The sequence below is a fragment of the Burkholderia sp. SIMBA_051 genome (assembly GCF_046534915.1).
In the GTDB taxonomy this organism is placed as follows: domain Bacteria; phylum Pseudomonadota; class Gammaproteobacteria; order Burkholderiales; family Burkholderiaceae; genus Burkholderia; species Burkholderia ambifaria.
On the sequence record NZ_JAWRXS010000015.1, the window covers coordinates 76,124 to 102,837 of the forward strand.

The 26,714-nt window shown below is 60.1% G+C and carries 23 protein-coding genes and 1 pseudogene; 10 read left to right on the forward strand and 14 right to left on the reverse strand.

What is annotated here, in order from left to right; genetic code table 11:
- Positions 1-6: 6 nt before the first annotated feature.
- Positions 7-522 (reverse strand): type VI secretion system contractile sheath small subunit, encoded by a 516-nt coding sequence (gene tssB / locus SB771_RS29705; protein WP_006751238.1) that lies wholly within the window; start codon positions 520-522, stop codon positions 7-9.
- Positions 523-566: 44 nt separating this feature from the next.
- Positions 567-1,205 carry a tetratricopeptide repeat protein gene (locus tag SB771_RS29710; protein ID WP_011655822.1) on the reverse strand — a complete coding sequence of 213 codons (639 nt, stop codon included), beginning with the start codon at positions 1,203-1,205 and terminating at the stop codon, positions 567-569.
- Between the two features lie 375 nt (positions 1,206-1,580).
- Between SB771_RS29710 and tssJ the strand changes: the two genes are divergently transcribed.
- The 3 genes from tssJ (at position 1,581) to icmH (ending at position 4,419) form a co-directional block, all read left to right on the forward strand.
- Positions 1,581-2,189, forward strand: coding sequence for a type VI secretion system lipoprotein TssJ (tssJ, locus tag SB771_RS29715; RefSeq protein WP_011655821.1), 609 nt, complete (start codon positions 1,581-1,583; stop codon positions 2,187-2,189).
- Positions 2,190-2,293: 104 nt separating this feature from the next.
- Complete coding sequence (tssK, locus tag SB771_RS29720) at positions 2,294-3,640, forward strand: type VI secretion system baseplate subunit TssK (protein ID WP_006751241.1); 1,347 nt, start codon at positions 2,294-2,296, stop codon at positions 3,638-3,640.
- The gene (gene icmH, locus SB771_RS29725) at positions 3,637-4,419 is read left to right on the forward strand and encodes a type IVB secretion system protein IcmH/DotU (protein WP_126227064.1); all 783 of its coding nucleotides are present in this window, start codon (positions 3,637-3,639) and stop codon (positions 4,417-4,419) included. Before tssK ends, icmH begins: the two co-directional genes overlap by 4 nt.
- 91 nt (positions 4,420-4,510) lie before the next feature.
- On the opposite strand, the gene SB771_RS29730 is transcribed toward icmH, so the two are convergent.
- From SB771_RS29730 to SB771_RS29775, 10 genes and pseudogenes are all read right to left on the reverse strand, one after another.
- Positions 4,511-4,828 carry a hypothetical protein gene (locus SB771_RS29730; RefSeq protein WP_175661913.1) on the reverse strand — a complete coding sequence of 106 codons (318 nt, stop codon included), beginning with the start codon at positions 4,826-4,828 and terminating at the stop codon, positions 4,511-4,513.
- Between the two features lie 546 nt (positions 4,829-5,374).
- Positions 5,375-5,800, reverse strand: a complete 426-nt coding sequence (locus tag SB771_RS29735; protein WP_175661912.1) for an SMI1/KNR4 family protein — start codon at positions 5,798-5,800, stop codon at positions 5,375-5,377.
- A gap of 181 nt (positions 5,801-5,981) precedes the next feature.
- Positions 5,982-6,455: a hypothetical protein gene (locus tag SB771_RS29740; protein WP_175661911.1), complete on the reverse strand. Its 474-nt coding sequence runs from the start codon at positions 6,453-6,455 to the stop codon at positions 5,982-5,984.
- A gap of 21 nt (positions 6,456-6,476) precedes the next feature.
- Positions 6,477-6,701: pseudogene (locus SB771_RS29745) on the reverse strand (Rhs family protein); the annotation flags it as partial.
- Positions 6,702-6,720: 19 nt separating this feature from the next.
- Entirely contained in the window at positions 6,721-7,104 is a 384-nt protein-coding gene (locus tag SB771_RS29750; RefSeq protein ID WP_175661910.1) for a DUF2750 domain-containing protein, read from the reverse strand.
- 191 nt (positions 7,105-7,295) lie between these two features.
- The gene (locus SB771_RS29755; RefSeq protein ID WP_175661869.1) at positions 7,296-7,730 is read right to left on the reverse strand and encodes an SMI1/KNR4 family protein; all 435 of its coding nucleotides are present in this window, start codon (positions 7,728-7,730) and stop codon (positions 7,296-7,298) included.
- Between the two features lie 321 nt (positions 7,731-8,051).
- Positions 8,052-8,390 carry a hypothetical protein gene (locus tag SB771_RS29760; protein WP_175661909.1) on the reverse strand — a complete coding sequence of 113 codons (339 nt, stop codon included), beginning with the start codon at positions 8,388-8,390 and terminating at the stop codon, positions 8,052-8,054.
- 254 nt (positions 8,391-8,644) lie between these two features.
- The gene (locus tag SB771_RS29765) at positions 8,645-9,253 is read right to left on the reverse strand and encodes a hypothetical protein (protein ID WP_208446691.1); all 609 of its coding nucleotides are present in this window, start codon (positions 9,251-9,253) and stop codon (positions 8,645-8,647) included.
- 1 nt (position 9,254) lies between these two features.
- The gene (locus SB771_RS29770; RefSeq protein ID WP_341770297.1) at positions 9,255-13,895 is read right to left on the reverse strand and encodes an RHS repeat-associated core domain-containing protein; all 4,641 of its coding nucleotides are present in this window, start codon (positions 13,893-13,895) and stop codon (positions 9,255-9,257) included.
- Positions 13,896-13,945: 50 nt separating this feature from the next.
- Positions 13,946-17,119: a type VI secretion system Vgr family protein gene (locus SB771_RS29775; RefSeq protein WP_175661908.1), complete on the reverse strand. Its 3,174-nt coding sequence runs from the start codon at positions 17,117-17,119 to the stop codon at positions 13,946-13,948.
- A 313-nt stretch (positions 17,120-17,432) separates the two neighbouring features.
- On the opposite strand from SB771_RS29775, the gene SB771_RS29780 reads away from it, so the two are divergent.
- Entirely contained in the window at positions 17,433-18,233 is an 801-nt protein-coding gene (locus SB771_RS29780; protein ID WP_006751250.1) for a cystine ABC transporter substrate-binding protein, read from the forward strand.
- 81 nt (positions 18,234-18,314) lie between these two features.
- Here SB771_RS29780 and SB771_RS29785 read toward each other — a convergent pair whose 3' ends face one another.
- The gene (locus SB771_RS29785; protein ID WP_006757125.1) at positions 18,315-18,518 is read right to left on the reverse strand and encodes a hypothetical protein; all 204 of its coding nucleotides are present in this window, start codon (positions 18,516-18,518) and stop codon (positions 18,315-18,317) included.
- 919 nt (positions 18,519-19,437) lie between these two features.
- Here SB771_RS29785 and SB771_RS29790 point away from each other — a divergent pair.
- From SB771_RS29790 to SB771_RS29800, 3 genes are read left to right on the forward strand one after another with little or no spacing between them, the layout of a single operon-like run.
- Positions 19,438-19,965, forward strand: coding sequence for a PAAR domain-containing protein (locus SB771_RS29790; protein WP_175661907.1), 528 nt, complete (start codon positions 19,438-19,440; stop codon positions 19,963-19,965).
- On the forward strand, positions 19,962-20,702 hold the full coding sequence (locus SB771_RS29795) for a VRR-NUC domain-containing protein (RefSeq protein WP_175661906.1): 741 nt from the start codon (positions 19,962-19,964) through the stop codon (positions 20,700-20,702). The genes SB771_RS29790 and SB771_RS29795 overlap by 4 nt, the downstream gene beginning before the upstream one ends.
- A 4-nt stretch (positions 20,703-20,706) precedes the next feature.
- Positions 20,707-21,825, forward strand: a complete 1,119-nt coding sequence (locus tag SB771_RS29800) for a DUF3396 domain-containing protein (RefSeq protein WP_175661905.1) — start codon at positions 20,707-20,709, stop codon at positions 21,823-21,825.
- A 70-nt stretch (positions 21,826-21,895) separates the two neighbouring features.
- Here SB771_RS29800 and SB771_RS29805 read toward each other — a convergent pair whose 3' ends face one another.
- Complete coding sequence (locus SB771_RS29805; protein ID WP_175661904.1) at positions 21,896-23,050, reverse strand: HNH endonuclease; 1,155 nt, start codon at positions 23,048-23,050, stop codon at positions 21,896-21,898.
- Positions 23,051-23,290: 240 nt separating this feature from the next.
- Between SB771_RS29805 and SB771_RS29810 the strand changes: the two genes are divergently transcribed.
- From SB771_RS29810 to SB771_RS29820, 3 genes are all read left to right on the forward strand, one after another.
- Complete coding sequence (locus SB771_RS29810; protein WP_175661903.1) at positions 23,291-24,280, forward strand: HNH endonuclease signature motif containing protein; 990 nt, start codon at positions 23,291-23,293, stop codon at positions 24,278-24,280.
- A gap of 185 nt (positions 24,281-24,465) precedes the next feature.
- Positions 24,466-25,107, forward strand: coding sequence for a DUF1906 domain-containing protein (locus SB771_RS29815; protein ID WP_105817146.1), 642 nt, complete (start codon positions 24,466-24,468; stop codon positions 25,105-25,107).
- Positions 25,108-25,359: 252 nt separating this feature from the next.
- The gene (locus SB771_RS29820; protein WP_175661902.1) at positions 25,360-26,658 is read left to right on the forward strand and encodes a hypothetical protein; all 1,299 of its coding nucleotides are present in this window, start codon (positions 25,360-25,362) and stop codon (positions 26,656-26,658) included.
- The last annotated feature ends 56 nt before the right edge of the window (positions 26,659-26,714 follow it).

Below are 26,714 nucleotides of genomic sequence, written 5' to 3' on the forward strand. Positions count from 1 at the left end.
CCGTCGTCATTCGCCGTCTTTGTCGCCGCCCGTGCCCTTCGCGAGCTCCTGCAGCTGCTGCGTGTTCTTCAGCACTTCCGACAGCAGATCCTCGAGCTTGTCGTTGCCGGCGAGCTTGTTGCGCAGGTCGGCGAGCTTCGAACGCGCGTCGAGCAGGCGGCGCAGCGGCTCGACCTGTTCGACGACTTCGTCCGGGCTGAAATCCGACAGCGAACGGAACTTCAGGTCGACCGCGAACTTGCCGCCTTCCGGGCTCAGGCGGTTTTCCACCTGAAACGCGGCGCGCGGCTCGATCGCCTTCATCACGTCGTCGAAGTTGTCGCGGTCGATATTGACGAACTTGCGGTCGCGCAGCTTCGGCTGCTCGATTTCCGACTGGCCCGCCAGATCGCCGACGACCCCGACGACGAACGGCAGTTCCTTCACCTCGATCGCGTCGCCCTTCTCGACCTCGTAGGTCAATTGGACGCGCGGCGGCCGAATTTTCTGCAAGCTTTTCTGAATGCTTTCTTTCTTGGCCATCTCGACGGCTCCCAGGTTAGTTGTGGTTATCGCGTCAGTTGCGGTCAGTTGCGCAGCGCGCTGAATGGATCGGCTCCGCCCTTCTGCCCCGCGGCGGCCTGCGGTGCCGCAGGCGGCGTCGGCGCGGTCGTTGCCGCTTCAGCGGCCGGTGCCGCACCGGCCTTCGGACGATGAACGATACGGCGCGGCGTACGCGCCTTCGTGACGCGTTGCTCCGGCGGGAACAGCGCCGATTCGCCGAGCGTGTCGCGCAGCTGCTTCGCGAGCGCCTGCGCGTCCGACTTCGCGTCGCCGGCGAGCGATGCGTCCTGGCGCAACTCGCCGAGCGACTGCGTCGCGATCCGCAGGCCCGCGACGGCCAGCACGCTCTTCGCCTGGCGGTCGGTCGCGTCACGCTGCAGCGCTTCCTGCGCGGCGACGATCGCCTGGCCATAGTGGTTCTGGGCAAACTGGATCTGCGCGATGCGCGACCACGGCTCCTCGCGCGTCGGATCCGCCTTCGCGAGTTGCTGGTACAGGCCGAGCGCCTTGTCCTGGTCACCCGACTTCGCAACGGCGTCCGCATCGGCCAGCGACTTGTTGAACACCTCGGCAGTCGGCGCCGGCGGCTGGCTCGCGCAACCGGCGATCACGCCGCAAGCCAGCACTACCCCAGAAAGTTTTGCGAAGAGACGGTCTTTCATCTTATATCCACCGGCGCGTGAGTATTAAAATCGTTGAGAATCTGGTTCTTTTGCTTTGCATGAAGCGCGCGGGTATAGTACCGATCAATTTTTCATAATTCAATCGCTGCGTGCAGAGTAATTCCTTTTAAAACCGAGCGCTACCCCTCGAAACGCCTCCGGCAAAGGCCCGGCGGCGGCTTTCCCATCGACCGGAATGCGCAAGTTTTACTTGACCAGCCAGGCGTCGCCGGGGCGACGGAAAAATTTTCCGGGGGCGCGCTGCGCCGCACGTTTGCTTAATAGTTGAACACCAGATAAGCCGGACAGGCGCGAAGAGCGCGGAAGGCCCGGTAGTTTTGACAGGGGAGTTAAAGGCGGCACGCCGGAAATACGATGAGATCAATGATTCGCTATGCGCTGCCGCTCATTGCCTGCGCGCTCCTGGCCGGATGCGCGGCCGCCCCGTTGCTCGGCTCCGCCGCGAGCGCCGTGCTGCAGGCTGCCGGCGTCGGCAAGCCCGATCTGCCGGATGCCCAGAAGCCCCCGCGCAACATCGGGCTCACGCTCGCCGCCGCGCCCAACCTCAATGCCGCGAACGATCGCAAGCCGCTCGCATTAGTGGTAAGACTCTACGCGCTGAAGGATCCGACGTCGTTCCAGCAGGCGCCGTTCGACGCGTTCACCGATCCGACCAAGGAAAAGGCCGCGCTGGGCGCCGATCTGCTGAACGTGCGTGAAATCACGCTGATTCCGGGCCAGCGCTATATCGCGACCGAAAAGGTATCGCGCGAAGCGCAGGCATTCGGCATCGTCGCGCTGTTCCGCGATCCCGCCATCCAGCGATGGAAACTGACGTTCGACCCGGCGAAGTCGGAGAAATCCGGCATAATCATCGGCCTGCATAATTGCGCGATGACGGTCACCGATGGCTCCGTGATCGCCCCGCAACAAGGGGCGCCTTCGCAACCGCTGAATTTGCTTTCGTCGGTCAGCTGCGGTTAAAGACATGACGCGCGAATGTCAATTAACAAGAGTTAACAATTGGCGAGTTAATTCGGGCATGACCAAATCGATTACATCGCAACGCCACATTAACCGGATTTGACATGAGTTATTCGGCCAAGGTGCTGTGGGGGGAAGGGCTGTTCCTCCGGCCTCAACACTTTCAGCGGCAGGACGCCTACCACGAGGCGCGCCTGTTCGAATCCATCCAGGCGATCCAGCCGTACAACTGGGGCGTGCGCTCGGTGCGCATCGATCGCGATGCGCTCGGCAGCAACGTGCTGCGCGTGGCCGAGCTCGCGCTCGTGTTCCCGGACGGCGCGCTGTATGCCGCGCCGCAGGCCGACGACCTGCCGCCGCCGATCGCGCTCGACACGCTGCCCGACGGCATCAACGAATTCGTGTTCTACCTCGCGCTGCATCCGCTGCGCGAGAACGGCACCAACTACAGCGACGATCCGGCCGCCGGCTTCATGACGCGCTTCGTCAGCGAGCAGACGAGCGTCGCCGACAACTTCACCGACGCCGCCGAAGCCGACATCACGTTCCTGAAGACGCAGGTCAAGCTGATCGCGCACAGCGAGCCGCGCGACCAGCTGCTGTCGGTGCCGCTCGTGCGCGTGCGCCGCACCGCGACGTCCGGGTTCGAGATCGACGACAGCTTCGTGCCGCCGTGCCTCGCGATCGAGGCTTCGCCGATCCTCCACCAGCGCTTGCGCCAACTGGTCGACGCGCTGCAGGCCAAGGTCAACGCGCTGTACGGTTTTCACCGCGAGCCGTCGAAGAACATCATCGAGTTCCGCTCGGGCGACATCGCATCGTTCTGGCTGCTGCACACCGCGAACGCCGCGTTCGCGACGCTCGCGCACTTGCACCAGCATGCGGCGCTGCATCCGGAACGACTGTTCCAGGAACTGCTGCGCCTCGCGGGGCAACTGATGACGTTCTCGAAGGGCTATACGCTCGCCGATCTGCCCGTGTATCGCCATGACGATCCCGGCCCGAGCTTCGCGCGTCTCGACCTGATGCTGCGCGAGCTGCTCGACACCGTGATCTCGACGCGCTACTTCGCGATCACGCTCGACGAGGTGCGTCCGTCGTTCCACCTCGGCCGCCTCGATTCCGGCAAGATCGACGACAAGACCGAGTTCTACCTGGCCGTGTCCGCCGACATGCCGAACGTCGAGCTCATCGATGCCGTGCCGGCCCGCTTCAAGGTCGGTGCGCCCGACGACGTCGACAAGCTCGTGCTGTCGGCGATGCCCGGCGTGCGGCTGTCGTACACGCCGCAGGTGCCGCCCGCGATCCCCGTGCGGCCGGGCGCATGCTATTTCTCGCTCGATTCGCGCGGCGCGCTGTACGAGCGCATGCTGCAGGCCCAGTCCGCGATGATCTACGCGCCGACTGGCATCAATGACCTGAAATTCGAACTGATCGCGGTCACCTCATGAGCTACGCGCCCTCCCTGTTCGGCGACAACACGCCGGCACCGCTGCAGACCCCGGCGTCGACCGACGCCGCGTTCCAGGCCCGTTCGCTGGTCGACCTGCTGTACGACGGGTTCTTCATGCTGTTCCTGCTCAAGAACGGCCGCGAGCCGGACAGCGCGAGCGAGTTCAGCACGAAGATCCAGGAATTCCTGTCGGATTTCGAGCGTGGCGCGAAGAAGCTGAATATCGCCGCGGAAGACGTGTACGCCGCGAAGTTCGCGTATTGCGCGGCGGTCGATGAAATGGTGCTGTCGTCGCAGTTCAAGATCCGGACCGACTGGGAGCGCCGGCCGCTGCAGCTCGTGCTGTTCGGCGAGCAGCTCGCGGGGGAGAAGTTCTTTCAGTATCTCGAGGAATGCCGCGCGCAGGGCGCGGCGCGGTTGCAGTCGCTCGAGGTGTTTCATATGTGCCTGTTGCTCGGCTTCCAGGGCAAGTATCTGCTCGAGGGGCCGGAGAAGCTGGCTTACCTCACCGCGCGGCTGGGCGACGAGATCGCGCATATGAAAGGCAAGCGCGCGCCGTTCGCGCCGCATTGGCCGCTGCCCGATCAGATCGCGCATCGGTTGAAGCGCGAGGTGCCGGTTTGGGCGATCGGGGCGGTGTTCGCGCTCGTCGCGCTGTTGGGGTTTCTCGGGCTCAATACGTATCTGAAGGACAAGACGCTGCAGGCGTTGGCGCCTTACTCGCAAGTCGTCAAGGTCGGGCCGGAGTCTGCGAATTTGACGATTTCGTTGCCTTGAGGGGCAGGCTTCGTTCCGGGCTGATGCTTCATCGAAAAAGGACCGCTCGGCGGTCTTTTTTCCTGTGGCGCTTGGCACGTTGCGCGCGTTGTCAGAGCAGGATGAACTCGTCGTTGTCGACGTAGAACACGAATGCATCGAACAATTGCGCGACCGTTGGTTCGTCGACCTGGTCATGGGCGTTGATCACGATGTCCTCGATCGTCGCGCTGTTCAGGGTCACGCGCCAGCCGGGTTGCGGGGCGGTGGCGGGCAGCGTGTCGGCTTCAGTGTGGTCGGCGCTTTCGGTGAATGCGCCCTCTGTATCGAGCGTCCATGGCGTCGGCGGCAGACATAGCCATCCGGAGAAGTCGCCGGGGTGTTCGAGGATGTGCTTCAGCGACGCGGTGGTCGCGGTGATGGTCGACATGGGTAGTGCGGTGGTAACGAGGATGAGTTTTGCTGGGCGCCGCAGTGTCACGTTGGCAGGCCGTCATTATGCCGATTCCGCGACGGGGAAATTGGTCGGGCTTGATCATCCTGCGTCGTGCGGGTGCTGAGGGAAGCGACTCGCCGACAACACCCTTGGAAGCCCGTCATCTTCTAGCACGTCAAAATCCGAGCAATGTCCTCAAGCTCATCAACGGAAAAATCACTCACAGCCTCAAGAGAAACTCCGTAATCCAGATCAAATTTCACATTGAAATATTTTCCCATATACGCGCAACACAAAACATCAGCCTCTGGTAGACAGACGACTTTTTCGAGGGAAATTCCACCCTTCCCCGCGAGCAACGCACTGCGAACGCTCTCGAAATCCAGAGCATTCAAACCTTTCGAATTAAATTCCCGCATCGTTAAGTACCTTATCGCAGTCAAGATCCCCGATCGTCATCTTGTCAACACCGGGCCTCGATCGCGGCAGCCCGATCGGGTCTTTGCTGATGAACTGTCCGTTGCTTGAATCACGCGCCGGTTATAGATCATCTCCCGTTATGCCGCCGTCTCGAATGCTAGTCAGTGCGTCGACAAGGTCGCGAGCCAAAGGCTTGATTTCATCTTCTGTGAGCACGCCAAGCGGCACAACAACGAAGCGCTCGCCTCCTCTGAGATCGAGGGCAAAGCAGTAATCCCCGCCATCCGTACCAATACCCACGAACTCATGCCCCATGCGCTTCGTGATTGAATACAAGGCATTAAGTTCGACGACCTGCTCGACGGCCCACAGAGCCAGATAGAGGTCACCAACCTCTCCCTCGCCCCCGTCCGACCACCGGAGGAGATCCTTATAGTTCGGTGGAAGCGAAGCGCACAGACTCGTTTCCAGGCTCGCGATGGCCGCCGGTGTGGACGGGGCGTTTCTGTGAAAGCCAGCGCCCAGCAATGTGGTGAAGTCCGTCATTTGATGGCTCCGAGTCGATCGAAGTATTTATCCGCGTTCTTCAAGGCACGCTTGCGGCAAGCATCCGAGATTCCGGTGGAAGCGTGCGGTCCTGATCTCACCTCTCCCCAAGCGTCAAGCCTTTGAGATTCATCAACAGATCGGTAAGGCGTAGCACTCCACATACTGCGGCTCTTTACCTTTACTCCTTACTCCATCTTTTTATATCTATCAATCGAACCCCGTCCAACTCGAAGAAATCGAAATCAACAGCCAATGACATGTCGGCCGATATAAAAACCAGATCCTCCAATATCTCAGCCCCAAATTCGAGCGCTACGTTTAGCAACCCTATCGCCCCAACCTTCAGCAAGCCGCAATACTTCCAGTCCTCGTCGATCAGAATATAAAATTCGCGTCCAAAATTTTTAATGAGCGACAATTCAGAACGAATTTCCTCCACAGGAATCCGCATTGTTTCCTGACTAAGTCCAGCACGGATCAGCCTGAACCGCTCTAAAATCGAATCTGTTTCCTCAAGGGAAAGCAATTCTGGACGATCAAGCGATGGAAATAACGCTGCCACCTTGGAAAGGTAAGTGCCGCAAATCTTCTTTCCGTTGGCCCTCCTGAAAAGAAGCTCCTTCCGGTACTCACTTACATGGTTTTCACTCACTGACACCTCCTAATTGGCATTTTTTGGCAGCGGATCGTTCTCCGGTACATAGCGGTCGGTACTCTTCCACTCCGGCGCGGTGCCGCCTCAACCGGTTCTGCCACATCTACGCCAGCGGCACAAATGTCCCCGCTCGTAGATTTCGTGTGTCCCCCGCTCACCATCGCTTTCGTACACCAACGTGTCACCATCCCACCCGAACATCGGCCGCTCGCCGTACGCCTCCTTCGCAATACGGCGACCGAACGTCGAATCCTTCGCGGCGTTACTCGTATTGCTCGAGTTCCCGTCTGATCAATTTTTCGAGGTCCATCGGCGACATGAGTGTCCCGCGATCACTCGGTGCCGCAAAGACAGCACAAATTCGCTGATCGTTCGCCATCCCTGGCAGCCATCGCTCTAGAAAATCCTCTAGAGCAATCGCCTTTGGATGAAATCCTTGCCATTCATCAGTCGCGCACAACTTTGCGAACGCCTCCTCAGGCCAGAAAGGCGCCACTGTCGCCGCCCCGGTGCAGGCAGTGGCCCACCCCTGATCAAAGAGGCTCCAGACAACCTCAAAGTCGGAGACCTTGCGGATGAAATATTCGCATCGGGATTGCGCATTGAGTCGCAGCACGTTCTCTATCTTCTTTGGATGTGCTGACATTAGTAACCTCCGATTTGATGCTGAGTCTTATGTAGGTCGGCGTGTTGCAACTCAGAGCGTCTGTAGCAGCGACCATTCTTTGCTTCGCTCCCGCCCGCGAGCAAGCTCCTTACCGGGCGTCCGGCAGATCGCGTCGATCTGACGCGCGCGCCCGGAAAGGACAAGTGCCGCTGGCGCGGCCCTTTTTTTACTTATACCGGCGACTCAAAATACCAAATCAAGAATTCGTTAAATGTGGCCCAGCGAGCTTGGATATTTCCTTTTAGGAAATAATTTAAAAAATAAATATCGAGATCATAAACGGCACCGTCGTTCCGACCGTACAGGTACATCCCTTCGCTTTCATCAGGCGTTAAAGCCAAATACTGCTCCGGAATACCGTATCGATCCCTTACATACTCTGTTTGGTCCGGAATTGCGGGAATAGACGGCCCCTCGATATCAAGCAACTCCGCAACAGGTCGAGGACTTATAAAGCCACCCTGATACTTAAGGTAGAACTGCCCAAAATCAATACCTGGAGCAACCCCCAGATCCTGAAGTGCCCTCATGGCTGCTTTCGGATCACCTCTAGCGATATCTCCCGTAGATCCTGCCAGATACTGGTCGACTGTTGATGGAATCACAGATTGAATCCTCCATTTTTTTGAGGCGTTCGCCTCTGCCGCACGATCCTGCCAGTATTGCTCTCGATCAATGTCAATCCGCTGGGCTTGAATCGTTTCAAGAAAGAGCGCTGCGGACCGTATAAAAAAGTATAGGCCTCACACACATTGATTTTCCAGCAGGACATTGATTTGGATATGGAGCATCGAAGGAATACTAATTTGCAACGAGCAATGGAAGGCGGCGCACCATTTATGATGAAAGATTGTGCACCCCAGCAATCAATTGCATCTCCATCAATAAATCGACTCACTGCTCCGCCGCCCTACTTAATTCAACCCCTACAAACCAATCAAGTACTTCGAGACTGCGGGATACTCGTCCATGAATTCGCTGGATTTCAGAAATGAGATAAATCCCGCCCTCTCTTCATCGCTCGACTGCAACACATTTCCCATCAAAAACTCAAAATCCCCGTATTCCAACTCGATCCCTACAAGCGTAACCGCCCATTGTTTTTGAGGAGCTCGTTCAATTATTCCTCCAAGCTCGCGAATCAATGCGGGATAAAATATGTGGCGATCGGCTGCCTCCACGACATTTCGAGTTCGCTCTTGAATTTCAAAATCGTCTGCATCCGAGAACGTTCTAAGAAGTTCCACTACGACTTCATAGCTCATGTTCTCCTCAACCGCTTTCAATAGCCGTAAGAATTCATCGCTTTTTTCTTCGCTTGCGAAATCCGCACAAGCATGTAAGCACCTATCTCATTGCTTCGCGGCGAGTTGCCGTTGATGTTAGACAACGCGCCAAAGCGGATCGGCCCACCCCGTCGGATTCGGCGCGTACTGGTAAATATTGACGCCGCCGGCCAATCCGATTGGGGCTTTCGATACCGAATAATCTGATACAGGGAATTACCCCCGTCAAATCCTTACCCCAATTGAAGGCAAAATCTTCCAAAATCACCCCCACCATCATGACCATCACCATCTGACAAAAACAAATACCCCATCCCATCAGACAAAATACCAGTCGTTGACGGAACGGCCAGGTCAAGATCTCCGCCGTATATTGAAAGACGACGCCGAAATCCTTCGATATTAATCGGCGACTGGAGCCAAGCATCGACACCATCAATCTTGGACGCTAAATTTTCATCGTCATCGGCTTCTTTACTCAGCATCCTCTCCATTCTTCCACGCTCCAGCACAACACCGTGGCTTTCGTTTCGCTCAGAATCACCTTCATCATAAGCAATCACTACCGCATCAGATCGCCCATCTCGCGCACGAAGTTTTCTGTAATGATTCACAGTGCGCAGCTCATAAGGAATAAATACGGATATCCATCGCGCACCGCTCACTCGATCGGAGAACCATGTTGCTGGCACGCTAAAGAGGTGGACCAAAGGTTCCCCGTCAGCGCCAGTTGGCCATTGAATTCCTGCAGGCAGCTTGACGCCCCCGCCGACAAATCCATCTCCTGGCGCAGGTCCCTTGTTGCTAAAAGTCACTTCTGTATACATATTCATCCTCTCCATGTCATTCGTCACAGCAACACTTGAGCGACTTCAAATATTTGATCGAACTTCCCCGCAAACGACGCGATTGAGCAGCGGACAAACCCGCTTTCCGCAAGGCGCCTTGCCAAACGTCCATTTGTCGTTTCGATGGGCCACCAGTTTGCGGATCAAAATTAAACTTATTTGGATCCAAGCCCAAATGCTGTTGAGCCAGCGCATTTTCATTGGCGTGAATCGTGTCATGTGTTGTCGGATCGACAGCGATTGAGGGATTGTCTCGGTTTCGACGACGTTTATTTGCACATCCCATTTGCACGAGCGCCTCATGGCGCACAAGCTCATGAACCTCCAGATTGTCACCGACATTATCCCCGCCATTGAGACTACCGTAGGTGCCAAGTTGACCCAACGCTGCAAGTCCCATTGGATCTATTGATCCGATCGGATTTTTCCCATAGCTATAGATATTGATTCCGCCGACCAGTTTGATCGGGTCCGCTGACACGAAGCGTCCACTAGTCGGATCATAATATCGATGCCGGTTGTAATGCAGCCCTGTCTCATCATCAACCTGCTGCCCCTGAAACCGCAACGGATTCTTCGCAACGATCCCCGCCGCCTTCGACGCTCGCGCAATAACCTCGCGCGCTTCCCCCCAAGCCTTATACGACGCCTCCCACACCACGTCACCATCGCCATCAGTCAGCAGCTGCGGCGTGCCGATCTGGTCACAGTGATAATAGAACAGCGCCGCGCCACCCCGCCGCTCCGGCACCTTCTGCAGCGGATCCTCCTCGGGCACATAGCGATCGGTACTCTTCCACTCCGGCGTCGCGATCCCCTCTACCGGCTCGGCTACGTACTGCGCCAGCGGTACAAACGTCCCCGGCTCGTAGATATAGTGCGTGCCCCGCTCGCCATCGCTCTCGTACGCGAGCGTGTCCCCATCCCACCCGAACACCGTCCGCTCGCCGTTCACTTCCTTCGCAATGCGCCGACCGAACGCGTCATAGAAATACCGCGCGTGACTCTGCCGCGACGTCTCCGCAACCCGCGCAGACAGCAAGCGATTGAACTCGTCCCACTCATACTCCTGCTCACCCGCTGGCGTACGCTTGCGCACCAGATTCCCGCGCGCGTCGTACTCGAAGTGCATCCCCGCATACGCCTTCAGCAGGTTGCCCAGCACCTTCGGCACCTCGACCGGCAACGTGCTTTCCGGCCGCACCGGGCTCGGACGAGAGGCCGGCGTCTCCGTGGTCCGCGCCGGATCGATGATGTTGCTCGCCGGATCGAACGCGAACCGTTCCTTCGCGACCGGACTGATCGCCTCGATCAACCGTCCGACCGGATCGTATCGATAGTCGATCCCGCCCTTGCGGCTATCCTCGATCCGCGACAACTGTCCCGCCGCGTCATAGCGATACCGCCGCTCGGCGAGCGGCGCGGGCGATGTCGACCGCTGGATCGTCTGCTGCAGCACGCGCCCTGCCGGATCGTAGTGCGTACGCTGACCGATCTTGCTCGACAGCACGCGCACCGTCTCGCGATGAAGATCATCACGCTCGAACTGCACACGCTCCTCGCCATCGAGCAGCATCCCGTGCACATGGCCGGAACCGTACATCAACCAGTCGACGGCATGCCCGTCCGGCCGCACGGTCCGTCGCCGGTTGCCGAGTTCGTCGTATTCGTGATGCCACACGTAGCTGCGTCGTTCGCCGAACAGATCGTACGCATGATGCTCGCGCACCAGATTGCCGACCGGATCGAAGAAGAACTGCACGCGGCTGTATCGATTCGCGGCGTCAATCAGCCGGCCGCTCGCGTCGTAGGCAAACCGCTCCTCGCTCTCCCCCGCGACCCGCTTCAGCAGACGGCCGTTTGCGTCGACGTCGATCGACGTCACGCAACCCGCTTCGTCGACCGAAACAAGGCGGCCGCTGTCCGGATCGTATTGATAGCGCGTCGACTTGCCGTCGAACGCAACTTCCTCGATCAGCCGCCCGGCCGGATCGTAGTGGAACTGGTACGTCGCGAAGTTGGCATCGGTCAGCGCACTCAACCGGCCGAGACGGTCGTAGCGATACGCAATCGTCTGGCCGAGCGCATCCGCGCGGCTCGCAATGCGGCCGACCGCATCGTAGCCATATCGCGTCGATCGATTGAGTTGATCCGTATGCGCGAGCATTCGCCCTTCGGCGTCGTACTGCACGTGTTCGACACCGGCCGGCGAGCGAATCTCCGTCAATTGGCCATTCGCACCATAACCGTAGGCAACCACGCCCCCGGACGCGTCCTTGGTCTCGATCACGCGGCCAATATCGTCGTACCGCCACTCCGTCTTCTTTCCGGAGCAGTCGGTATAGCTGGTGACCTGGCCCGCCTCGTTGTACTCGAGCACCTTCGAGCCGCCTTTCGCATCGGTGATCTGCGTCGGCAATCCCTTGTCGTTGTATTCGTACTTCGTCGAATGCTCGAGCGGATCGATCTCCTCGACGAGGTTGCCCGCATCGTCGTACTTGCGCTGCCACACGTGTCCGTTCGGATCGACGAGCCGGATCATCTGATCCTTGTCGTCGTATGCCATCGCGACGACGCTGCCGTCCGCGAGCTCGTGCTGGACCAGATTGCCGCGCGCGTCGTATTCCCGCCGCTCGATGCTGCCATCCTGGCGGATATGCAGCACGAGGTTGTGATGCGCATCGCGCCGGAACCACTCCTGGTTGCCGTCCGGATACACGATCCGGTACACGTAACCATGGATATTGAAGTAGTAGCGCGTCATCTGACCGAGCGCGTCGGTCACATAGGTCAGGCGGATATTCGGGTTCCACGCGAGCCGGAGATCGAGGCTGCCGTCATCGGCATATTCACGGATGCATTTCGCGTCCGCGTTGTCTTCGGCATCCGCGCCATCCCATTCGAGCGTCATCCCGCGGCCGGTGCGGTCGGTGTAGCGCGTCACGAGGTGACGTCGATATTGATACGTCCGCGCATTGCCGTGCCGATCGACCGCGCGCACGAGGTCACCAGCCGCGTCGTATTCGTAGCTCGCCAGCGTACGGCGCGCACCGTCCTTGAGCACGTGCTCGATCTGCAGGATCCGGCCATGCTTGTCGTGCTCGAACGCGAGCACATTTCCGCTTGCGTCGATGAGGCGCGCCAGGCGATCAAGCGCATCGTAGTCGAGCGTGATCGTGTTTCCGGCGCGGTCTTTCTGCATCGCGAGCCGGAACGCGTCGCCGCGGCGCTCGTACACATGCAGCACGGCGTGGCCGTATGCGATCGTCACCCACGTATCGTCGAGCCGCGACAGCGTCAGGTTCTCCGACAGATCGTCGTGCACCGCGCCGGCCGCAAGCGCCGGATACTCGATGCTGCGCCCTTCCGCATCGCGATAGATCCACTGACCGTTCCTGATGTCGATGCGCGTCGTATAGGGGGTAATCCACCGCGCACCCAGTTCGCCGTCGTCATACGCGGAAAGCCGGGAACGGTACGTCCGCTCCCACACGAGCGGCAGCGCGCCCGGCAGGTCGAAATCCACGTGCGAGAACGTTTCGTCACCAAACGCGAAATCGATCGATGCGGGCGATGCCCCGACGCCGCAAGATTTGCACGCGCTCTTCCCCGGGCCTTCGGATGGGGCTTGCCCGTTGGTTTTCTCCAGCCCCTCCTGCCCGCGCGTCTTCTTCGCCTGGCTCGTCCCCGCCGCCTTGACGTCCGCACTCTGCTCATGGAGCTTCGCGCGTACCTTGACGCGTGCGACAGCCTCCATCAACTGCACGACCAGCCACATCATCTTGCCTTCTTCGCTGCCGGCGAGCGAACGGATCGACTTCGCGATCTTCGGCGCCTCGGTCCGCAGGAACGTCACCGTGCTGCGAAACGGCTCGAGCCATGCATCGGGCGCGAGCGTCGCCATGGTGCCGGCCGTCTTGTTCACGGCCTTCTTCCCGAGCGCCTTGGTGCCTTCATACGCGAACTGGATGCCGTCGCCGACGCGGCTCGGGCTGTACCACGGCCGTGCGTCCGCCAGCTTTTTGGCGAGCTGCTGCTGGCGCCTCAGATTGGCGTTGGCGTCGAAGAGCTGCCCGTGCAGCGCCTTGTCCATGCCCGTCGCCAGCGCGAGCATGATCTCCTCGGCTTTCGATGCGCATCCGTCGAGCAGCTCGACGAGGCCGGCCTTCAGCTTGTTGAGAAAATCCTCGATCTCGGTCGCGCAAGTCGCGTTGATATGCGTGACCAGCACCGAGATGATCGCCGCGCCGAGATTGCTGCGCGTCGCCAGCAATTCGTGACGAACGAGCGCGAGCAGCGGGCGCGCCGACATCCGGAACGGCGCGAGCGTCGGCGGAATCGGAATGATGCCGAGCAGGTTGATCGCGAGGCTCATGTAGTCGAGCACCTGACCGCCGCGCTTCTCGACGATCTCGGCAATATCGCCGAGCGCGTCGACCATCGCCATGATGTTGCCGACGATCGGCACCGCGCCGGCAAACGTCTTCACGTCCTCGAACGTGATGTGGTTGCCGCTGATCCGTCGCAACCACGCATCGAAGCGGTTGCCGCCCGCGGCGACATCCTTGGGGGAAACATCGCTGAGCCAGGTAACGGCCTGTTCCTTCTCGGCGCCCGGTGGAAGTTGTTGTGCCATGTCGCTCTTCGTTCAATTCGTTTTTTTTAGACGGCTAACAAGCCGCCCTCTCAGGATTTCAGCGGTCCGCCAAACCCGGGGGTCGGCAGCTTCATGCCGCCCGCGGCTGACGCCACCGTCGTGGCACCCTTGCCCGCGATTCCAGTGACGCCGGGCAACGCTCCCTGCAGCGCCCCGGACGCGGCATTCGCGGCCGGCGCGGCCAGCGCCGCAAGCCCACCCTGACGTGCGGCCTGCACCATCCCGGCCACCTGCTTCGCGGCACCGCTCAGGCTGGAGGCCGTCTGCAACGCCGACGCGACGCCCGCCCCCCCCAGCGCACTCGCGGCGGCCGGCAATGTGGAACTCGCGAGCCCGCCGAGCGCAGCGCCCGCGCCGCCGCCGCTCGCGAGCCCCATCGCCGCGGTGGTCGCCGCGGGCGCCATTCCCTGCAACTGGCTCGCAAGCTGCCCGCTCGCCGCTGCCTGCGCGGCTTCCGGCGACGGTTCGACCGGCTCTGCCGGCCACTTCGCCTGCTTGAAGTAATTCGCCGGCTGATCCGACTCGCGCGGGTCCTTCCCGAACTCGACGCGTACCGCGCCCGGCGGCAAGCCGCTCACGACCGTATAGCCGCTGTTGTCGAGCGCACCTTTCTTCAGCACGGCGCCGTTCACGTCTTTCACCGTAAACAACCCGCCCTTCACCGCTTCGCCGTTCACGTACTTATGAAACAGTTCGAGCTGCCCCGGCTGATCCGGCCGCGGGCTCGGCAGCGGATAGCCCATGCTCGCCGGCCCCGCGAACGTATGCGACGCGCCCTTCACGTCCACCGCGCCCGGCGTATGAATCTCGATGTTGCCGCCCTGGATGCGGATATACCCGCCGCCGCTGGTCAGCAGAATTCCCTGATCAGCCGCGATCTCGATCCGGTCGGTTGCGGACACAACCTTCACCGCCTTCTGTGCGGTCACCTCGACATTGTCCGACTGCGCCTGGATCTCCACCTTGCCCTTGCCCGCGAACAGCTTCATCCCCGCGTTCTGCACGAACAGGCTCAGCTTCTGCCCAATACTGCCGATCAGCGACTTGCCCGCCGCAACATGCACGCTCTGTCCGCTTGCGACGTTCACGTGATCGTTCGCGACCATGTGCAGCGACTGCTGCGTCGACATCCCGATACCCGACGGACTGCCGAACAGCATCACCGGCTCCTTGAATGCGTTCGCACTGCCCGTGCCGCCGCCTGCCGTTCGCCCACCCGACGTGCTGCCCGACACGCTGTTCTGCGTTGCGTCGGTGAACGCGCGCATCGTGTCTTGCGCGTCTTTCATGCTCTCCGCCTGATGCTGCTCGCTCACGCCCGACATCGCCTCGACCAGGCTCTCGCCCGTCACGAGCTGCTGCTGCGCTTCCTTCACGTCGAGCGGCTGGCTGTTCGGCGCCTTCGGGTGGGTAGTGACGTACAGGCCCTGGCTCGCCCGCACCGCGCCATACGCATCCGAGCGCAGGTCGAACCCGCTGCCCAGATACGAGCCGCGCGAATTGCCGTTCTGGTCGATGATGTAGCCGAGATGCAGCAGGCTGTTCGCGCTGCTGCTCATCAGCTGCACGCGGTTCTGCCCGGTCGCGTCGTCCATCACGAGCTGGTTGTAGCCGCCGCCCGAATACTCTTTCGACCGATATCCGGACAGAATCCCGTCGCTATGCCACTGCGGCTGGTTCGCGCCGTTGTACACGCGACCGACCGCGAGCGGCCGGTCGCAATCGCCGCCGACGTAGTCGATCAGCACTTCCTCGCCGATGCGCGGCACATGCACGCCGCCGTAGCCGCCACCAGTATCCGACTGCACCACGCGCACCCAGCACGACGCGCTCTCGTTGCCCGGGTTCAGACGATCCCACACGAACTGCACGCGGATCCGGTTCAACTCGTCGGTATAGACTTCCTCGCCCTGCGGCCCCACGACGATCGCCGTCTCGAGATGCATCTTCGGCTTCTCGTGTTCGAACGGGCTGCGATACGGCACGCTCACGCGCTGCGCTTCGACTTCGACGAGGTAGAAGCCGACCGAGCCGTCATCATGCGGCACGCGAAACGCGGGATCGGCACCGTAGCCCTCCTGCGCTTGCGTCAACGCGTCGCGCAGGCTGTACGGAAAGTCCGCGCTGCTGCTCGCGACGGGCAAGTTGTTCTCGATCCACCATTCGACGCCGATCGCCGCGAACTCGCGCTGGTCTGCCGGATCGCGATCGTGCTCGGGATGATCCGACAGCACGAAGCGCCGGCCGGCATCGATCGCGCGCACGCCGCCCACGCCATGGAAGCGCTTCGCCTGCGACTCCCATTCCTCCATCCTGATCTTCGTCAGATGGTCGCCGCGCGTCTGGTCCAGATACGTGTACGCCCCGGTGTACTCGTAGACTTCGAGCTGATCGGGCAATTCGCCCTGGCCGCCCATCGTCGGCAGCGTCGTGCCCTTCGGGTTCGATGGTTGCGACGGATTCTTGTAGTCGAACGTGCGCGTCGTCCGCGTCACGCTCTGCAGCGTGCGCGTGCCCGACCATTGCGTGAACGCGTCGGCTTCGCTCGCCGCGCCGCCGCGATAGAAGCGCACGGCTTCCGGCGACAGCGACGCGAACGCCTGCAGGTTGTCGGTGATCACGAGCGTATGGGACTTGCCGTCGTCGGCCTGCTGCCACGTGCTGTAGAGGCCTTCGCTCTCCATCAGCCGGTGCACGAAATGCCAGTCGGTGTCGTGCTGACGCGTGTATGACCGGCTCGGCAGCGGCTTCGACAGCGCGAACCGAAAATGCCCCTGCGCTTGCGGATGCTGATTCAGCACGTCGCTGATGATCTGGTCGACGGTCGTGTCGTTCCAGAGGCGCTGGTCGCGACGAAACTTCAGGAAATGGGTGAAATCGGCGAACGTGAGCTGATAAGTCGTGAGCCCGCCGTCGGCGCCGAGGCGGCGCGCGGTATGGACGTAGCCGTTGACCGGCCGGTAGCTGCGATCGCTCTGCTGAATCCACAACGTAACGGGCTGCGCGATCAGTTTTTTGAGTTCCAGATCGCCATCGACCGACAGGACGTCGAGCGTAAATTCGTATGCGCGCCCAATGCGCGAACGGCCAACCGCCCGCTGCACGGTCAGCACGTTGGCCCCCAATGGCGTATCGAGCTTCAGCAGCCGGTCCTGCTGAAGCAACCCGCCGCGCAATGCGGCAATCGTGTTCTGCATGTTCATGGCAACGGCCTTTTCTTCTTGTGACGCGCCCTCGGATGGCGCGCAATGCGATTTCGCTCGCGCGATTTTACAGACAAATTACGGCATGAAAGGAAAAATGGCCCTGATTTAAAAGCGCATTTCTAAACGCATCCCATGCCCCGTCGTCACGCTGCACCGCACCGCCGCCCGCTGAAATCGATTGCAATCAGGGCCAATTCGACTTTCGGCGCGCGCTGGTTGCGAGTAGTGTCTACGTGCCCGTATTCCGGCCCAGCCCGGGCACGCTCGATGCCCGGCGCACCATTACCACACTGAACACTGGAGATCTGCGATGAAACGTTCGAAGTTTCTGCTGTCGGGGCTGCTGCTCGCGTCGGCCCTCGGTTTCACGGCCGTCGCCGCGCACGCGGAAGACCTGCTCGACTCGGTGAAGAAAGCCGGCGTGCTGCGCGTCGGGCTCGAAGGCACGTATCCGCCGTTCAACTCGCGCGGCACCTCGGGTCAGCTCGAGGGTTTCGACGTCGACGTCGCGAATGCGGTCGCCGGCAAGCTCGGCGTGAAGACGCAGTTCATCCCGACCGAATGGAGCGGGATCATCGCGGGGCTGCAGGCCGGCAAGTTCGACGTGATCGTCAACCAGGTCACGATCACGCCGCAACGCAAGGAAGTGCTCGACTTCAGCCAGCCGTACACGTACTCGGCCGCGCAGCTGATCCAGCGCAAGGACGACACGCGCAACTTCAAGTCGCTCGAGGATTTCAAGGGCAAGAAGCTCGGCGTGACACTCGGCACCAACTACGACCAGATGGCGCGCAGCGTGCCGGGTATCGAGGTGCAGACGTATCCGGGCGCGCCGGAAAAGCTGCGCGACCTCGCCGCGGGCCGGATCGAGGCGACGCTCGACGACCGCCTGATGCTGCCGTACATGATCAAGACGTCGAACCTGCCGCTGCGCTCGGGCGCGGTGCTGAACGGCGGCAAGCAGGAGATGGCGATCCCGTTCCGCAAGGGCAATCCGAAGTTCGAGAAGGCGATCAACGATGCGCTGGATTCGCTGCGCAAGGACGGCACGTTGAAGAAGATCTCGATGCACTGGTTCGGCAGCGACGTGACGGTGCCGCTCGCGCAGTAAGCGGTTCGCCGCGCTTTCATCCGTCACGTCCTTCGCCGCGGCGAAGGCGTGACGCTCCTCCGCGGGTCTGTTCGTTTCCCCTCAGGCAGCTTCGTCGAAGCGCGCGAGCAGCAGCTGTCCGATCGGCGTCAGTGCCGGGCGTGCAGCCACCGCATTCACGCGTACCTGCGTATCGTCGACGAGCCGCTTTTCGACGAGCACGGCGAAAGCCGGGTTCGACGGGTCGACGCTGTCCGGCGCGCGAGCAATGCGCAGCAGCATCGAAAATTCATGTGGACTCAGCATGGTCCGTGTCTCCTGATCGTCCGCGATTCAACTCAATCGGCGTCGATCGTGTTTTCGAATGGAATGGCGCGGTAAATGGTCGGTGCGCTGTCGGGAGCGAGATCCCGGTTGGCCGCTTGCGCGACGCGGGCACGGCGTCGCGTGCGTGTGCGCACGCCCGGATCGCGACGATGGTGCCGCGACGGGAATGTGCAACGTTAGGGGTGCAGCGTGACGCGGGCGTGACAGGGGAAGGGGGGTGTAGTGAGGTGGGCTTTGTGGCCGCATTGCACCGCGCGGAAGGCATCCCCAATCAGCGCGTCGTTGCCGATTGCGCCGAAAAGAAAAAAGGGGTTACGGAAAAATTCCGTAACCCCTTTTTCGGAGGCTGCAGGATCAACAATCCTTAGCCAATCTATTGATTCAAAACAAAAATGGAATCAACGATTGGAACACGAACCCCCAAACATACCCCCAATCGGTTGAGCCCATGTGGATGAGGCCACCGAGCGAAAAATTGTGGCGTAAGTCGCCGATCGTTGGCCGGCCGAACAGAAAACTTCTGGAGATTTGGAGATATATGCTCAATTCACCCCGGAAGCCTTACTGGGCAAGGGTCCGAGTATCTCCAAGTGTATCTCCAAAACACTCATTTACTTGGAGACAAAGTTGGAGATAGCCGGCAAATACGTCGCATGACGCCCGCCGTGTCGAGAAGCACCCTGCGGTCTGGAACGCTGCGCGCAAAGAAACTCCCGTGCCGCAGCCCTCCCCGAGGCAACGGCAAAAGCTGGCCTTGTGTTCAATGAAAAGTGACTTTGGACGGTCAAAAATTGCACCGCTCCATTCACCTGTGAAGCCTCCCGGCAACTTTGACAGGGTAGTTACCCTTATTCGGTGCGTGCTACAGTCCTCGCAAAATTTCAACAGAGGATTCGGCATGAGTTCTGCGTTCATTCGGGAAGGCGATACGACTTCGCACGGTGGCCGGGTGCTCGCCTGCACGTCTACCAACATCGCCTTCGGCAGGCCTCTCGCGCTCGAAGGCGACATGGTGTCGTGTCCCAAGTGCGGCGGCGTCTACCCAATTGTCGGCGTCCGCGTTCGCAGCATGACGTTCGGCGGCCGGGCTGTGGCGACCGAAGGCGACAAGACTGCCTGCGGTGCGACGCTGATAGCATCGCAAGGCATGGCGACGGTAGAGCCGACCTCCGGCGCAGGCGGCTCGGTTGGCGCAGGCAAAAGCGTAGTCACGCAGACGACCGCGCAAGACGATGGCGCATATCGCGGCCGCTTCCAGCTCGTCGACGACAAGACACGCGCGCCGATTCCGAATCACCCATACACGGTCACGTCGGCGGACGGCCAAACGATCCAAGGCACGACGGACGCGAGCGGCCACACCGATTGGATCAGCAGTCACCAAGCTGCATCGCTGTCGTTCCATCAGCCCGGGAGCGATGCATGACCGGCCCCTACTCCCCAGGGTCGTCAACTGGGGGCTCAAGCACCGGTGGCCAGACAACGCAGGTTGGATTAAGCGCCTCCAAACTGTCCCCGAAAGACCGGAAAGTTCTGTGTCACACGTTCTGCGAGTGCCGTCGGATCGGCGTCGCGACGAAAGCTGGAACAATCCAGCGGCAGCGCTGCGTCGAAATGCGCCTCGGGCTGCCGAATGAGGTGTCGAAGATGCAGACGGGCGTTCCAACGGAATACCGGCCGGAACAGCCGTACGATATGACGACGAATCCACCCGAGCCGATCATGGACTACGACGATCCGCTGGAGCCCAATTCGGGCATTCGCCAGTGGATCAAGGACGTGTGGCCCAGCAAGGGCAGGAAATACGAGAAAGGCGACGTCCGCCGCCCTGACGTCGTCATCGTGAACGACCCGTCGAAGCCTCCGGAGCAATCGAATATCAAGACCGTCGTGGAAATGAAGTTCCCCGGCGATCGATACGGCCCTGATCAGGAAGACGACTACATCGAAATCGCGGGCGGCCCGTCGAAGTTTGTCCACCTCGGCGCGGCTGATTGCGGATGCGGCGACGACGACGGCCAGAAGGAAACTTCGCGCTCGAAGCAATCCGCGCGACAATCCGAGCTTGACGACTTGTTCGGCGGCAATAGCAGCGCGCCCGGTGGCCCACCGCTCCCGACCGCGCCCTCGTTGCCGCCACCTGCATTCCCGCTCCCGCTTTGACGCCATGACGAACGACGAAATTGAAGCTTGGGCCAAAGATCCGCGCCGTGCGGACACCATGCCTTTCGGGCTTTACGAGCCCACGCACCAAAAAGGGATCACGGGCGCCGCCCTTGTAGTGCGGGGCGTGCTTTACTTCCGCAACGGTTTCACGTCGGAGGTTCGGCAAGCGCTGGTGCGCTGCTTCAAGCAGTACAGCGCGGCGATCGAGGAGTATCAACACGCGCTCGAAGTGGCGGCCGGCCAGACGCCGTCGAAGTCCGGGCCGCTGCGCTGGTTCTATTCCGAGGGAGAAGAACCGATCCAGTACGACAAGTCTCCGGGATTCGAAAGTCTCGCGACGAGCGTCCCCGCCGACGAGGCCCTTGCGGTCGCGATCACCAGCGCCGAGCACAAGCTCGCGACCGGGTTCTATGAATTCACGGTGTTCGCGCTTAGCGAAAAGAAGGCTGCACGGAAACGCGGGCTCGACGGACTGGTCTTCACGGTACCGCGTGCGTTTATCGCGCACCGCCCCGGCGTATTCGAGGCGATGTTCCGCGCATTCGCAGAAGCGTTGCCGACGGTTAGCGGCCATGGCGGGCTAGCTGTGAACGTGCCTCCAATGGGGCGGCGACCAAACGAAGCCAGCGAGTATTTCTACGCGCGCCGTTTCGGGCCGGGAATCGACGTCGGCGATCCAATGCGTTCCACCGTTCGCAAGCTTTACACGAAGATCAAGACCGTTGACTGGCTCAACGCGCTCGATGCGGACTTAGTCGCGGCTGTCGGCGGCGCATCGGCACTCGGACTCCCGCCAGATTGGTTCGCCCGTATTCCGCTGGGGAACGGGGGCTTGATTATTCAGGCCGGCGTCGCGCCGGAGTCCGGCGTATCCAATGGACCAGGCATTCCCGTATCTCCACCCGCCGCGTACGTCATTCTGAACCACGCGCTGCGGCCGATCATCGCGGATGAGGTCGATACGCTGCAAGACGGGACACTGGACAGTACTGCGCCCCTGCTAAATACGGTCGTAGCGACCGAAGGTTGGCTGCGCCGGTTCAACGTACAGGATGATCAACTCAACGGCTTCTGGGTCGAGCTACACAAGACGCCGAAGCTGCACAGCGAAACGGCGTGATGTTGCGGTGAGGCAGCGCCTTGTGATCCGTCATGCGCAACATCGCTTGCACCCTGGCCCCCGGTTGCAATCAAAGACTCTTCAGGTAATCACGATTGCGATTCAACATCGCACCGATTTCTGTCAGCTTGGGGTGCGGGCGATTCCCGATCTTATGTGCAATATAGTCGACCATAGGCAGATCAACGGATCGATGTAGCTGCGGATACAGGACAATAACGCGCCCCATTCCCAGCGCGTCAACGTCCTCGGGGGCTAGACTCTCTCCGCTCGCGCACTGGATGCTCCAATTCATCGACTCGCCAAGGTTTAAATTGACGGCGACAGCATTGGCGACAGGGACAATCGCGATCGTAACTGCATCTGGATCCCCCATGACCTTTGCGAAGTGCGGGTCGCGCGGCTTCATCCAATCGGTCGCCCCCTGCAGCTCGGGTACGTCTTCATCGGGCCGGTGCCATAGTCCCTTGTGCAACATGTCGGCGTAGGCCGTACTGAGAACTCGCTCGCCGAACAGGCAATGAGCCATGCCAATTGCCAACTTTGCCATAAACCGAACGTCGTAATGCACATACATCCTCACGCGGTTACGACGCCGCGGCTTCGTTAGGCAATTCCGAAGGATGTAGTCGATCCGTGTCTTGTCCAGTTCGTCTGGGTCGGAAAATCCGATGACCTTCGGATCAAAATCGACGGTCGTACACATGATTTTCCTGACTCGCCGGCCTGCAAAAGAGTCGCGAAATGCTCGCAACGACAATGCTGGATTCTTGGGCGACCGCTCGCTGAATAGATAATATGCGCGGCTGGCTGTTTTCTTGACTGTTCGCGGATTTCCACCGGAATACCAGTACAGTCTCGAATCGTCTTTGCGTACCCAGTAGATTTGCTCGCCTAGCGGGCCGATCCACGCCTCGCACGTTTCCCCCTCCTCCATCATTGGCGGCCGCAAGTCCGAATGCCCCATACATATAAGTGGCAGCCCGACTTCCTGACTAGGATCGAAGGTCGAGTAATGTATCTCGCGAAGCTTCTCCGTGACGAACCAATGCTTCTCGAAACTGGCGTCGACGAACAGGCCCAAATCGTTGTTGCAGCTTTTGCACACTGATCGAGTCTTGAATTCGTCAGGAACGCAGGCGCCGCCGAGGAACTGGGGAATCACGTGCTCCAGTGTGAGATCCTCTTTGCTCTTCGGCTTACGGCAATAGATGCAGACTGTCATTTCTGTGGTGTCAAGAATCACTTTTCGATGAGAGAGGTTTCGGAACGTGACGGAACTGCATCCATCCTTGGACGCTTCTGTAGCGAGCCCTAAGACAAACGCGAGTGTGAACCATTTCTCGGAGTGACTTGCTCGTTCGACTCAGAAGCTACGCGAAAATTGCTCGACGCCGTCGCCCGCTTTAACGTCCTACGATCTATCATCGTGGCCGAATAGGCGTCTATATGTCGGGGGCTGAAGATGGCACAGAACTGGAGCGATGAGGAACTTGCGGCTGCCGTGGAGGCATACGCGAACATGGCGACGCTCGAAGCAGAGCAAAGACCATACTCCAAAAGGCAAATATATCGCGACTTAGCGTCTCAGTTTGGCCGTACTGATAAGGCATTTGAGTATCGAATGCAAAACATCTCAGCGGTGCTGCAAGAAGCGGGCAGGCAGTGGATTCCCGGATTGAAGCCAGCGGGCAATGTCGGGGCCAATGTGAAACCACGAATCATGTCGCTTCTAGACCAGGCCGCCAGCGGGAAGCCCCCAACCGTGAGAAGGGAAGCAGCATTTCGTCCGAAGCTTGCCGCCATGCGGACCTGGTTGATTGAGGTCGCACGTAACAAGCGGGTCGTCACGTATGGGCAAGTCATGGACGCATTCGGCATCGATCGGTTCAGCTTGCGACACGCAACGGACTACCTCGGCCATCAGGCCGACAATCTCGACGAGCCGATCATCACCGCACTCATTGTCAGCAAAAAGACTCAGCGGTGCTCACAAGGACTGGCGAAAGAATTTCATGTCTCCGATGATGAAGCAGAGCGCCAGCGGCTTTATGCAGTCTGGAGCGCCGCTGACGAGGACATAGCGGATATCGCAGCAGAACCCGACACACTGGAAGTCAGGGCAGCCCGTTTCGTCAGCGTCGAAAGCAGGCCGGACCAGGCTGCATTTCGCAGGCGCGTATATTTGGCCTGCAAGGGAGCGTGTGTAATTAGCGGTTGCACCGTCGTCAAGGCATTGGATGCTGCACACAAGCATGGGCGCAACTGGAAGCTGGGCCACAACAGTGCGAGCGACGGCTACCTGTTGCGCAAGGACCTCCATGCTCTCTATGACAATCATCTGCTTTGGATCCGCGACGATGGGGCAGTCGAACTACACCCTACCGTTTTCGAACACTACAAGCAGTTCGCCGGCGTGAAGCTATTTCTGGTAATTGCCGGTGACCGCCTATAATGCGAATGACGTCGGCGCCACACAAAGCACAAGCATGATCGGGGTAGGTTGCCAGCGTATCGTTGTATCTTGGATACATTGGCCAACGCATGCGATTGGGATTGCGTCAATAGGCCTAAATCCTATTGCATCTTTGGCGAACCGCAGTAAAAAAACGAACATCGTCAAGACCATCGGGGGTTCACATGCCAAAAGGACTCGACACGACGCAAAATTGCTCGCCCTATGCGGCTAGCATTCGCGCGCAAGGTTACGATTTTATCGGACGCTATCTCAGCAAATCCACCTGGAAGGTGATCAATGCCCCGGAAGCCTCTGCAATCAGCGCAGCGGGGCTTTCGCTTATCCTTGTCTATGAGGATGGCTCGACATCGGCCAGCTACTTCAGTAACAGCCGCGGTCAGAGCGACGGACAGCGAGCGGCGACGCAAGCGGCGGCATTGAGTGCACCGTCCAAGACGGCGTTGTACTTCGCAGTCGACTATGACGCCAGCAGCGCCGACATCAACGGCTGCATCACCGATTACTTCAACGGCGTCGCACAAGGGCTAGCCACAGCCGAAACGGATAACGGCTGTCCACCCTACGCGATTGGCGCTTACGGTTCGGGCAGCACATGCCTCGCACTTGCGCAAGCCGGTCTCGTCCAATACACATGGCTCGCACAGTCGCGGGGTTGGTCCGGGTACGATCCGAATCACCTCTGGTCGATTGTTCAGGGCATGCCGTCGACTGTCGGCGCCCTGTCTGTAGACCCCGATGTCGCCATCGGCAATAACTACGGCGCGATTCCGCCAGTGGGTCCGGCTCAGGTTGTGGGCATTTGATCTGATGTGACGCGGCGCGCAGCCGCCTTTGTTTGACATCCTCCGTCTAATTGAAGGCAGGGGATTCCCAAAAGGACACCTGCGGCGTCCGCGCTATCCCTCCTCGCCCGCGCCCGAAGGAAGTCCCCTTGGGGAACGGGCGAGGCCTGCCGCGCATCCTGATGGAAGGGGAAAGAATTGAATAAAAGATCTCCGGTAGCGCAATTGCCGCTTTGCATTTTGCTGGCGTCGCTTAGCCTTAGTGGATGTGCGATGTTCGACGGGGGATACATTACATCGCCCGTTTTGAGCCCGCCTTTAGGCGCGGGAGGAAATGGGAATTCGTCAGCGAATCTGCCGAGCGGAAAGGCGCCCCGCTCGCTCATTGATTACACGCCCGAGGAAGCGGAAGACTTCGCCATTCAGGCACAAAGAGTCGTGGCGCTATATCGGGCGGAAGCGGCCGGCGGACGCGTTTATTCAGCCTCGGGGCTGATTCCTCTTTCGGCCTTCATCGCCTACAAAGGGCTCATCGGTAGCGCGACGAAAACGATCGCCGCGCTTACCGCAGGCGGCGCAGCCGTCTATGCTACTCGTAATTATCTGCTCGCCCCGCGCTACGAGCGCATTTACACGCGAGCCGAAGCAGCGATCCAGTGCGCGCGCAGTGAATATGCTGTTGCCGAGATGGCGATCGGTGCCCGACACGTACCCGACGACGTCCACGATGCAGTCGAGCAAGCATTCACCGCGGCAGACAGTGAACTCATGAAGCTGGATTCAATGGCCAAGAAGGCCAAGGTATCCATTCAACCTCTACGAGATCAACTGACCAAGGCTCGGCGAGACAAATGGGCGGCCGACGCATACTTGGAGGGCGGGTTGCGGGCGCACAAAGCGGCACTCTTCAAGGCCGTACATTTGATCATCGCGCAAGCTAATGAGCAGATCGCGGAGGATCAGCCCACCATCGCCGACGACAAAGCACTGTTCGGGTCCGCCTTCACGCTGCCTACATCGCTGCGTACCCCGTCAGCCACGCAGACCCTGGCACTGCCGTCGGACACAAAATATGCCCTGGACACGGACACGCAAAAAACGGCGCTCCAAACTCAATGGAACGCCGCAGCTCAGGCGATAAAGACCGCGAATGACAAGGTCGTCCTGTATGTGCAGGCCGCGCAGCAGTTTCCGCCACCTCAGTCGATCGCCGGAGCGACCAACTATGGCGGCTGCGCCTACCAGCAATTGACCGGAGTTCGGCCGGCGCTCACTCAGCCGCTCACGCTCGGAGCGGCTGACGCGGACTCGAACCAGACGTTTCCCGTCACGACATCGACTCCCGTGTCGGTGGCGATTTCAGGCGGGACACCGTCGTCCTATGCCGTTGCAATCGCTGATCCGCCTACGGCAGCCGGAGCTATCGCGCCGAGCGCTAAAATCGAATTGCGCTCAGGCATCGCGTTCGTTGTGGTGACAGTCGGCAGCAGCACGCCCAAGGATCGGGCTTTCAAGGTGGTTGTCACCGATGGAACCGGCACGCTGAAACAGTTCTACGTTCAGCCTAAGTGAAATCTTAGCGCGACACTTGGAACGACGTGCCGAAAAACCCTGTCGATCGTCACGAG

What these genes read in the sequence shown, in the direction of transcription:
- SB771_RS29790 (WP_175661907.1), top strand. Translation starts at nt 19,438, where the DNA reads ATGAGTTCTGCGTTCATTCGGGAAGGCGATACGACTTCGCACGGTGGC.
- SB771_RS29810 (WP_175661903.1), top strand. Translation starts at nt 23,291, where the DNA reads ATGGCACAGAACTGGAGCGATGAGGAACTTGCGGCTGCCGTGGAGGCA.
- SB771_RS29815 (WP_105817146.1), top strand. Translation starts at nt 24,466, where the DNA reads ATGCCAAAAGGACTCGACACGACGCAAAATTGCTCGCCCTATGCGGCT.
- SB771_RS29785 (WP_006757125.1), bottom strand. Translation starts at nt 18,518, where the DNA reads ATGCTGAGTCCACATGAATTTTCGATGCTGCTGCGCATTGCTCGCGCG.
- tssJ (WP_011655821.1), top strand. Translation starts at nt 1,581, where the DNA reads ATGAGATCAATGATTCGCTATGCGCTGCCGCTCATTGCCTGCGCGCTC.
- SB771_RS29780 (WP_006751250.1), top strand. Translation starts at nt 17,433, where the DNA reads ATGAAACGTTCGAAGTTTCTGCTGTCGGGGCTGCTGCTCGCGTCGGCC.
- SB771_RS29730 (WP_175661913.1), bottom strand. Translation starts at nt 4,828, where the DNA reads ATGTCGACCATCACCGCGACCACCGCGTCGCTGAAGCACATCCTCGAA.
- SB771_RS29770 (WP_341770297.1), bottom strand. Translation starts at nt 13,895, where the DNA reads ATGGCACAACAACTTCCACCGGGCGCCGAGAAGGAACAGGCCGTTACC.
- SB771_RS29760 (WP_175661909.1), bottom strand. Translation starts at nt 8,390, where the DNA reads ATGAGCTATGAAGTCGTAGTGGAACTTCTTAGAACGTTCTCGGATGCA.
- SB771_RS29775 (WP_175661908.1), bottom strand. Translation starts at nt 17,119, where the DNA reads ATGAACATGCAGAACACGATTGCCGCATTGCGCGGCGGGTTGCTTCAG.
- SB771_RS29710 (WP_011655822.1), bottom strand. Translation starts at nt 1,205, where the DNA reads ATGAAAGACCGTCTCTTCGCAAAACTTTCTGGGGTAGTGCTGGCTTGC.
- SB771_RS29750 (WP_175661910.1), bottom strand. Translation starts at nt 7,104, where the DNA reads ATGTCAGCACATCCAAAGAAGATAGAGAACGTGCTGCGACTCAATGCG.
- tssB (WP_006751238.1), bottom strand. Translation starts at nt 522, where the DNA reads ATGGCCAAGAAAGAAAGCATTCAGAAAAGCTTGCAGAAAATTCGGCCG.
- tssK (WP_006751241.1), top strand. Translation starts at nt 2,294, where the DNA reads ATGAGTTATTCGGCCAAGGTGCTGTGGGGGGAAGGGCTGTTCCTCCGG.
- SB771_RS29765 (WP_208446691.1), bottom strand. Translation starts at nt 9,253, where the DNA reads ATGGAGAGGATGAATATGTATACAGAAGTGACTTTTAGCAACAAGGGA.
- SB771_RS29800 (WP_175661905.1), top strand. Translation starts at nt 20,707, where the DNA reads ATGACGAACGACGAAATTGAAGCTTGGGCCAAAGATCCGCGCCGTGCG.
- SB771_RS29820 (WP_175661902.1), top strand. Translation starts at nt 25,360, where the DNA reads ATGTTCGACGGGGGATACATTACATCGCCCGTTTTGAGCCCGCCTTTA.
- SB771_RS29735 (WP_175661912.1), bottom strand. Translation starts at nt 5,800, where the DNA reads ATGACGGACTTCACCACATTGCTGGGCGCTGGCTTTCACAGAAACGCC.
- SB771_RS29805 (WP_175661904.1), bottom strand. Translation starts at nt 23,050, where the DNA reads ATGACAGTCTGCATCTATTGCCGTAAGCCGAAGAGCAAAGAGGATCTC.
- icmH (WP_126227064.1), top strand. Translation starts at nt 3,637, where the DNA reads ATGAGCTACGCGCCCTCCCTGTTCGGCGACAACACGCCGGCACCGCTG.
- SB771_RS29795 (WP_175661906.1), top strand. Translation starts at nt 19,962, where the DNA reads ATGACCGGCCCCTACTCCCCAGGGTCGTCAACTGGGGGCTCAAGCACC.